The 7,921-nt window shown below is 71.3% G+C and carries 7 protein-coding genes; 3 read left to right on the top strand and 4 right to left on the bottom strand.

Translation table 11 applies throughout. The annotated features are described in order from the left end of the window. Positions 1-89: 89 nt before the first annotated feature. From ACZ4Z2_RS37155 to ACZ4Z2_RS37145, 3 genes are all read right to left on the bottom strand, one after another. A complete protein-coding gene (locus ACZ4Z2_RS37155; protein WP_468082180.1) occupies positions 90-1,223 on the bottom strand; it encodes a damage-control phosphatase ARMT1 family protein in 1,134 nt (377 codons plus the stop codon). Then, entirely contained in the window at positions 1,216-1,911 is a 696-nt protein-coding gene (locus ACZ4Z2_RS37150; protein ID WP_468082178.1) for a hypothetical protein, read from the bottom strand. The genes ACZ4Z2_RS37155 and ACZ4Z2_RS37150 overlap by 8 nt, the downstream gene beginning before the upstream one ends. 113 nt (positions 1,912-2,024) lie before the next feature. Then, positions 2,025-3,848: a S8 family peptidase gene (locus tag ACZ4Z2_RS37145; RefSeq protein WP_468082177.1), complete on the bottom strand. Its 1,824-nt coding sequence runs from the start codon at positions 3,846-3,848 to the stop codon at positions 2,025-2,027. 409 nt (positions 3,849-4,257) lie between these two features. Between ACZ4Z2_RS37145 and ACZ4Z2_RS37140 the strand changes: the two genes are divergently transcribed. Continuing rightward, positions 4,258-5,250 carry a lytic polysaccharide monooxygenase auxiliary activity family 9 protein gene (locus ACZ4Z2_RS37140; RefSeq protein ID WP_468082182.1) on the top strand — a complete coding sequence of 331 codons (993 nt, stop codon included), beginning with the start codon at positions 4,258-4,260 and terminating at the stop codon, positions 5,248-5,250. A 94-nt stretch (positions 5,251-5,344) separates the two neighbouring features. On the opposite strand, the gene ACZ4Z2_RS37135 is transcribed toward ACZ4Z2_RS37140, so the two are convergent. Then, positions 5,345-5,998, bottom strand: coding sequence for a Tat pathway signal sequence domain protein (locus tag ACZ4Z2_RS37135; RefSeq protein WP_468082175.1), 654 nt, complete (start codon positions 5,996-5,998; stop codon positions 5,345-5,347). 689 nt (positions 5,999-6,687) lie between these two features. On the opposite strand from ACZ4Z2_RS37135, the gene ACZ4Z2_RS37130 reads away from it, so the two are divergent. Together ACZ4Z2_RS37130 and ACZ4Z2_RS37125 are read left to right on the top strand one after the other, a co-directional pair. Then, positions 6,688-7,350, top strand: a complete 663-nt coding sequence (locus ACZ4Z2_RS37130; protein WP_468082173.1) for a DUF6230 family protein — start codon at positions 6,688-6,690, stop codon at positions 7,348-7,350. Continuing rightward, on the top strand, positions 7,347-7,763 hold the full coding sequence (locus ACZ4Z2_RS37125; RefSeq protein WP_468082171.1) for a DUF6114 domain-containing protein: 417 nt from the start codon (positions 7,347-7,349) through the stop codon (positions 7,761-7,763). The genes ACZ4Z2_RS37130 and ACZ4Z2_RS37125 overlap by 4 nt, the downstream gene beginning before the upstream one ends. Positions 7,764-7,921 lie beyond the last annotated feature (158 nt).

Below are 7,921 nucleotides of genomic sequence, written 5' to 3'. Positions count from 1 at the left end.
CCGTGTACTGGACGTACTCGGGTCGGGGCCCGGTGCGTCGAGAGCGCGTGCATGGCGTCGCGGGGTAGGTGGGAATGTGACGACAGGGCCTAGCGGACCTGGATGACCGCGTGGGCCCCGCTGGTGCGCCACCGCTGCCCCTCGGCGGCCACGAGGGCGGCCTCGGTGGAGGCGTCCAGGCCCACGATCACGTCGGACTTGAGGGTGCGCAGGGCGGCCACCAGACCGGGGAAGTACGCGGTGACCGAGGCGAAGGGCGTGGTCGGCGGCCAGAGCCGGTCGCCCACCAGGCGGCGGTAGTTGAGGTCGCCTTTGAAGAGGGTCAGGTCGGCGGAGGCGAACTCCTCCCGCAGGTCGTCCGGCATGTCCGCGTACGGCAGCGGGGCGCAGGAGAAGGGGTGGGCGCGCAGCGCGAGACGGCCGTCGGCGAGGGCGGACCACAGCCGCTCCCCCGCGGCGCTCTTCGCGGCGACGAGGTGGCGTACGGCGTCGAGGGCGTCGGCGGTGGTGGCGTCCGAGACGAAGTACGGGTACGGCTTCAGGTGCAGCAGGGCGCGCTCGATCCCGCCGTGGGCGAGGAGGTGGTCGAGGAGCAGGAGGTCGGGGATCAGTTCGCGGCCCGCGTTGTCGGCGACCAGGCAGAGCGTTCCGCCGCCGGTCAGCCGGGACAGCAGCGCCTCGCTGTCGTCCACGAGCAGCCGGGAGTCCGCAGCGGAACCGGTGGCGGCCTGGATGCGGAAGCCGAGGTCGGCCCGGTTGCCCCAGAGCGAGCCGTGCAGCAGGGCCGACAGCCGTTCGCGCGGGGGGCGTTCGGCGAGCGCGTCGACGGCGCTGAGTTCGGCTGCCGCCTCCGGGGTGTCCAGCTCGGCGAGCTTGAAGGGGCGGAACGGGTCGACGCCCTGCCAGGGGCCGGCCGCGAAGTAGCCGACGGCGTGCAGGAGCCGGCGGTAGAAGCAGCTCTCGGCGACGAGGAAGGGCAGGTCGAACCAGGAGCGTCCGGCGTGGCGGCGTACGTCCCAGGTGTCCCACCAGGGGTCGTCGTCCTGGGCCACGAGGACGCCCTCGGTGGCCTCGCGCAGCAGCGTGTCGAGGGCCCGGCGCTGTGCGGGGCCGTAGGGGCTGGCGTCGAGGACCTTGCGGATGAGGGCGGGGTGGCGTTCGGCGAGGACGGCGTGCGGGAAGGACGCCGGGTCGCTGCCGTGGATCAGGGGGGCGTCAGACACGGTCGGGGGTCCCTCCGGGGCCGGCGGGGGCGGTGGGCGGCAGGGCGACGTCCTTGACCTTCTTGTCGAGCTGCCGGCCGTAGCCGGCCTCGGTCCACACGTACTTCTGGAACTGCTCGGGCGTCAGGGGGCCCCGCACCGGCGTGCCCGCCGGGTAGAACACGCGGTCGCAGGCGGAGCAGTGGTGGGCGGGTCGCCAGAGGAGTTCGGCGCGGGGCTCACCCCGCATGACGGCCTTGCGCTCGCGCAGTTCGCCCCCGACCACGGCGAGGGTGCCGAGGAACAGCGCCACGGCGAGCAGGGAACCGGCGACCGTGTACACGGGTTTGTCGTTCTCCAGGCCGCTGCGGGCGAGATAGGCGCCCATGGCGGCGAGGACCATGCCCTCGATGAAGTGCAGGAGGGTGTCGAAGCGGGACGGCACCCCCGGGGACCGCGCCAGCCGGTCGGTCAGTCCCCCGGTCCGGGACTCCGGATCGGCGCAGGTGTCGGCGACCGTGCGCACCGACGGGCCGGTACCGCCGCAGCCGGGACACACCGTCGTAACCAGTGACGGGGCCCCGTCGCTCGTCCCCGCCTGGGCCCCGTCGCTCGTCCCCGCCTGGGCCCCGTCGCTCGTCCCCGCTTGGGACCCGTCGGGCCTCGCCGGCCGTGTCCCGTCCGTCTTCTCGGTCTTCTTCGTCGCCATGCGCCTACGCTAACGGCCGCTCACGGCCCGCTGGAAAAGGGCCGGCGGCCGACCGATGCCCGCTCGCATCGGTCGGCCGCCGGCAGTGGGGGGTGGCGGTCGGTGGGGCCGGCTCAGAAGGTCAGCTTCCAGCTGTTGAGCCGGCCGGTGTCGGCGGACGCGACGTCCTGGACACGCAGCTTCCAGGTGCCGTTGGCGACCTCGCTGGACGCGTTCACCGTGTAGGTGGTGTTCACGTTGTCGGCGGAGTCCGAGGAGCTGGAGGCCTTCAGACGGTAGGTCGAGCCGTCCGGAGCCACCAGGTCCAGGACCAGGTCACCGCGGTAGGTGTGGGTGATGTCCACACCTACCTGGAGGGTGGAGGGCGCGTTGCCGCTGCGCCCGGTGACGGAGATCGAGGACTCGATCGCCGAGCCGTTGTCCGGGATGGAGACGGCGGTGGTGTTGGTGAAGGTGGTGCCCCCCGTGGAGCCCCCGCCGGAGCTTCCGGACACCGCCTGCACCGTCTTGGCCGCGTCGGCCAGACCCGCGCCGCAGCCGCCGGAGCAGGAGCCGGGCAGAGCGCGGGCGTTGGCCTTGATCGCGGACTCGATCTGGGCCGGGGTCAGCGAGGAGTTGGCCGCCTTCATCAGCGCGGCGAGGCCCGCGATGTGGGGGGTGGCCATGCTGGTGCCCTGGTAGTAGGCGTACGACTCCGAGGTGGGCGTCTTCGTGCCCGCGTTCAGCGTGGACAGGATGCCGTTGGCGGTGCCGGTGCTGGTCTGGCCGCCGGGCGCCGAGATGTCCACGAGGGAACCGAAGTTGGAGTACGAGGCCTTGGCGCCCGAACGGTTGGTCGCCGCGACCGAGATGACGTTGTTGCAGTTGCCGGGCGAGTGGTTCGCCACGTTGTCGTTCTCGTTGCCGGCGGCCACGACGACGGTCGTACCGCGGTTCACGGCGGCGGTGATGGCGCTCTGGGTCGCCGTGGTGCAGGCGCCGTCGCCGCCGAGGCTCATGTTGATGACCTTGGCGACGTTGGTGTTGGCCGGGACGCCGGAGACGGTGCCGCCGGAGGCCCAGGTGATGGCGTCGATGATGTCCGAGTCGTAGCCACCGCACTTGCCGAGGACGCGGATCGGGGAGATCTTCGCGCCGTACGCGATGCCGGCGATGCCCTTGCCGTTGTTCGTGGCGGCGGCGATGGTGCCCGCGACGTGCGTGCCGTGCCACGAGGAGCTGCCGGCCGGGACGCCGGCGCCGCAGTCACCCGCGTTGTACCAGTCGCCCGGGTCGGCCGGGTTGCTGTCGCGGCCGTCGCCGTCGACGGAGACCGCGGTGTCGGCGATGAAGTCGTAGCCGCCGACGATGTTCGCGGCGAGGTCGGAGTGGGCGACGTAGCCGGTGTCGATGACGGCGACGGTCACACCGGTGCCGGTGGTGACGTCCCAGGCGCCCGGCACGCGCATGCCCGCGGTGGACTCGAAGAGGTCCCACTGCTTGCTGTACTCGGTGTCGTTCGGGTCGGCCTTGGGCTTGTTCAGGCGGTCCGGGACGACATAGGCGACCTGCGGGTCGGACCGGTACTCGGCGATGACGTCGGCGACGTCCGTCCGGGTGAGGTCCTCGCCCAGGTCGACGAGGGCGGCACCGGTGCCGAGGCGGCGCTGGAAGTCGAGGTTCTCGCCGGCTTCCTTGCCCTTGGCCTCGGCGTCGGCGGAGGCGGCCTTGTTCGACTTGGCCTCGGCCGCACCGGACTTGTAGCCGACGATCAGGCGCTCGGCGACGGTGCCGGGGGCGGACTCGGTGGCACCGGCGAGGGCCGGGGCGGGGTCGGCCTTGCCGGAGGGGGCCTGGGCGACGGCGACCGAGGTGGTCGTTCCGGCCACCAGGGCGACGGAGACCGCGGCGACGGATATGAGCTTCCGTCCGGTGGTGCGTGGGGTGGAGGTACGCAAGGGCTTCGCCTTTCGTGGCCTGCTCATGTCAGGGGAGGAGCGGCAGTGTGTCGCTTCTTCGTCGAAGCGGCGGGGGGGTCCAGAAAGGGGGTGTGGCGCAGAGGCCGGCCAGGCGCAAGCTGTTCACCAGGGGTTACCTGTGGTTCAGCTGTGGCAGCACAGTAGGCAAAGCGCTGGTCATGGGGATACGGGGAAAACCCTCGACACCCCTGAGGAACTCCCCTATCCCGTACGGCAGTCGGGCCGGATATGCCGCTTCGCCGGGTTTGCCGTGGCGCCCCCCGGACCCCGGCGGGCGGCTGGATCCGACCGGTCGAACAGGGTGGGGTTCCGTTGAACAGGCTCCCGCCGGGTCGCGTACGACACGGTGGACCACCCACCCCCGAACCCCATGGATCGGACGTACCGGATGTACCGCTTGTCCGCCCACCGCACCGCCGGCCCCGGCCTCCCCGCCCCGCGCGCCACCGGCCGCCGCACCGCCGCCCTGCTCGTGGCGGCGCCGCTGCTCATGACGGCGGCCGTCACCCCCGCGTCCGCGCACGGCGCGCCGACCGATCCGGTGAGCCGGGTGTCGGCGTGCTCGCCCGAGGGCGGCGGCCGGGCGGGGTCGGCGGCGTGCCGGGCGGCGATCGCCGCGAACGGGGCGCCCTTCACGGCGTGGGACAACCTCAGGATCGCCGGGGTGAACGGCCGGGACCGGCAGGTCGTCCCCGACGGGAAGCTGTGCAGCGGCGGGCTCGCGGCCTACCGCGGACTGGACCTGGCCCGCGCCGACTGGCCGTCGACGCGCCTCGCCCCAGGCGGCACGCTGAACCTGACGTACCGTTCGACGATCCCGCACACCGGGACGTTCAAGCTGTTCCTGACGAAGCCGGGGTACGACCCGGTGAAGCCGCTGAAGTGGTCCGACCTGTCCGAGCGGCCGTTCGCGTCCGTGACCGACCCGCCGCTGCGCGGCGGGTCGTACCGCTTCTCGGCGAAGCTGCCGGCCGACCGCTCCGGCCACCATGTGCTGTACACGATCTGGCAGAACACGAGCACGGTGGACACGTACTACTCGTGCTCCGACGTGGTGTTCCCGGCGGCGGCGAAGGCCGGGCGGGACACCGGTGAGAAGCGCTCGGAGCGGACGCCGGCCGCGAGCGCGGAACCCACGCCGAGCAGCAAGCCGGAGGCCGAGGACACCTCCGCGCCCACTCCCACCCCCAGCTCCTCCGACGAGCCGTCCCCGGCATCCGGGAAGGGCGCGGCCGACGGCGGGGCGGAGGTCCCCGACAGCCCCGTGGCCTCCACGAACGACGACAGCGGCGCCCGGTTGCCGCTGGTGGCGGGGGGCGCCGCGGCGATGGTGCTCGCCGCGGGCGCCGTCCTCTTCCTCCGCGGACGCGGGCGCCGCTGACGGTGACCGTGTCGGCCCTCGGGTACTCGGTCGGTCGGCCGGATCGGTGAGTACTCAGGGGGCCGGCCGGATCAGAAGGTGTGCACGGTCGGTGTCAGTTGACGAAGACCGTGGCGCCGCCCTGGCTGCCGTCGGTGACGGGCGCGTACTTCGCGGTGAAGTAGCCGGTGCTGAAGCACAGGGACGAGCCGGAGACCCGGGTGAACGGCTGGGCGGTGAAGTTGATGCCGTTGTCGGCGTTGCTGGTCGTGCCGTTGATGCTGGGCGCCTGGTAGACGCAGTTGATGGTGCCCAGCAGGGTGCGCAGGACGACAGTGGTCTGGATGACCGAGCCGGCCTGCGGGCTGACGGTGACGACGCCGTCCGAGGTCACGGTGGTCGTGTAGGGCAGGTTGTTGACCGTGATGCTGTTGACGCCGGTCACACCGAAGACATTGCTGGTGCAGCTGCCGAAGGTGTGCGCGGTGACGGACTCGGTGGCGGTGCCGGGCGCCGCCGGGTTGTCGGTGACCGTGGCGGTGAAGGCCGACTCGGCACAGGAGATGCCGCTCGTGCCGGTGGCGCTGGAGCGGAACGTCGCGGCCGTGCCGGAGGCGAGGGTGGCGTTGAGGACGTCGCCGACCGCGACCGCGTCACCCGCGGGTCCGCCGGTGGTCAGCACGGTGTCGGCGGCGGAGGCGGGGCTGACGGCCGACACCATCAGGGCGGCGGTGGTTCCGACGAGGGCAAGGAGGGATCGCGTACGCATGGGGAGTGCCTCTTCTCAGGAGGAGGAGAACTGCGGGTGAGTGCGCGCGGGTGGACACCGTTCGCGCGGGGGAACGCGGCGATGCCGCTCGGCGCCGTTCGGTCGCTGCCGGTCCGTGACACGCCTTCTCCGTACGTGACGGACCGACAGCGACGGGTCCGGGATCCGGGCACGGCTCAGTGGAGGGGAAGGCGACCGTGCCCGGCACCGGCGAGGGGTGGTACCGCGTCGGGCCGCGCAGCCGCTTTCTGTGTCACCCGCACCCGGTCGGCGACGGGGGCTCGGGACGGTGACGGGCGCTGCGCGTCGGATCCGGCGCCACGGATCCGTTGGGGTAAACCCGGGAGAGTTGTAGACCTGAGCCACAGTCAACGTCAAGACGTCGTAAGGAAGTTGGATGCCGAAGAACGTCGCCCGACATGCGGTGCGGAAGATCGGGGAAGGACAAAACCAAAGGTGAGAGATGTTCACCTTTCACAGGGGCGGCACAACCAACATCCTTTTGCCACAAGCACCTTGACCCTTGAATGTAACCACCGGTAACTTCCGGATTGGCTACTGCGGCGTAGCAAGTAAGCCCTTGCACCCTCGGGAGGTGCGGTCAGGTGTGCGCCGCAACCGCTGTCCGCGCCAGGACAACGTGCCGTCGAAGCCCCATCTGCAATGACTTAAAGGTCCAGGGAGCACACATGGCCTCGTCCTCGGACGCCACGGCGTCCACCAACGAAAGACCCGAGGGTTCCGAAGCGTCCGGCAGACGCGGGCGGGTCCGTCTCAAGCGCGCCGCCGTGATGGCGGTGCCGGCCACCGCGGTCGCCGCCGGTCTGATGATCCTCACCGCGCAGGGCGCCCTTGGCGTCCAGTTCGCCATTTCCGGCATGCCGTTCGTCGTCACCGCCGACAAGCTCGAAGGCGAGGGCTTCGCCCAGTTCGGCGCGCTGGACCACATGATCGAGAACAGCCCCAACGAGGGCGACACCGGCGGCCAGGTGCTCGTCGTGACGTCGGTGGTGAAGAGCGGCAAGCTGACCAACCTCTGCCAGAGCGTCGACCTCGGCGGCATCCAGCTCGTCCTCACCGCGGGCAACAAGTCCACGCCGGTGAGCGTGAAGAACCTGGCGATCGACTCCGACGACATCAGCGGTGACGCGTCGTTCAACAACATCGAGATCGGCCGTGACTCCAGCACGTTCGACAAGGTCGGACAGCAGGGTCCGCCCGGTGTCTACGGCCAGCAGGCCGACTCGGTCACCATCACCGACCTGTACCAGCACAACTACGCCGCCACGGCGGCCGTCTTCAAGCTGCCCGACCTGCACATGCGATTCCAGAGCGAGGGCTGCCCGAAGTGAGCGCGTTCCGGGAGTGGAGAGGAGGCCGGCCCTTCGCGGGCGGGCTGCTGCTGTTCCTGGGCGGCGCGGAGATCCTGGTGACCATGAAGGCGCCGCTCCCCGTCATCCTGAAGATCGGAATGCAGGGCCTGGCGGGTTATCTGCTGCCCTCGCTGATGATCGTGTGCGGGCTGTTGATCGTGTTCAACCCGTCCCAGCGCCTGTTCTACTCCATCCTCGGGATCCTGCTCTCCCTGGGCACCTGGCTCACGTCCAACATCGGCGGGTTCGTCGTGGGCCTGCTGATGGGCGCCGTCGGCAGCACGCTGGCCTTCGGCTGGCTGCCGGACCAGGAACCCCGGCGCACCCGCAAGGACCGCGCCCGCGAGCGGGCGGCCACCCTGCACCAGCAGGACCGGACCGCCGAGGCGTAGTCGGTACACGCGGTACGACGCGGCCCCGTCCCCCTCCGAATCCCTCAGCAGGGTCCTAGGTCGTGTCGTCACATTCCCGCCGTCGCCCGGAGGGCGGCCCCGCGGCGTCAGGTGCGTGCTCTCGGCGTGCCGGGCCCTGACCCGTGTACTGGACGTAC

The sequence above is a fragment of the Streptomyces sp. NPDC030183 genome (assembly GCF_055573455.1).
This window is presented reverse-complemented; position numbering and strand designations above follow the sequence as displayed.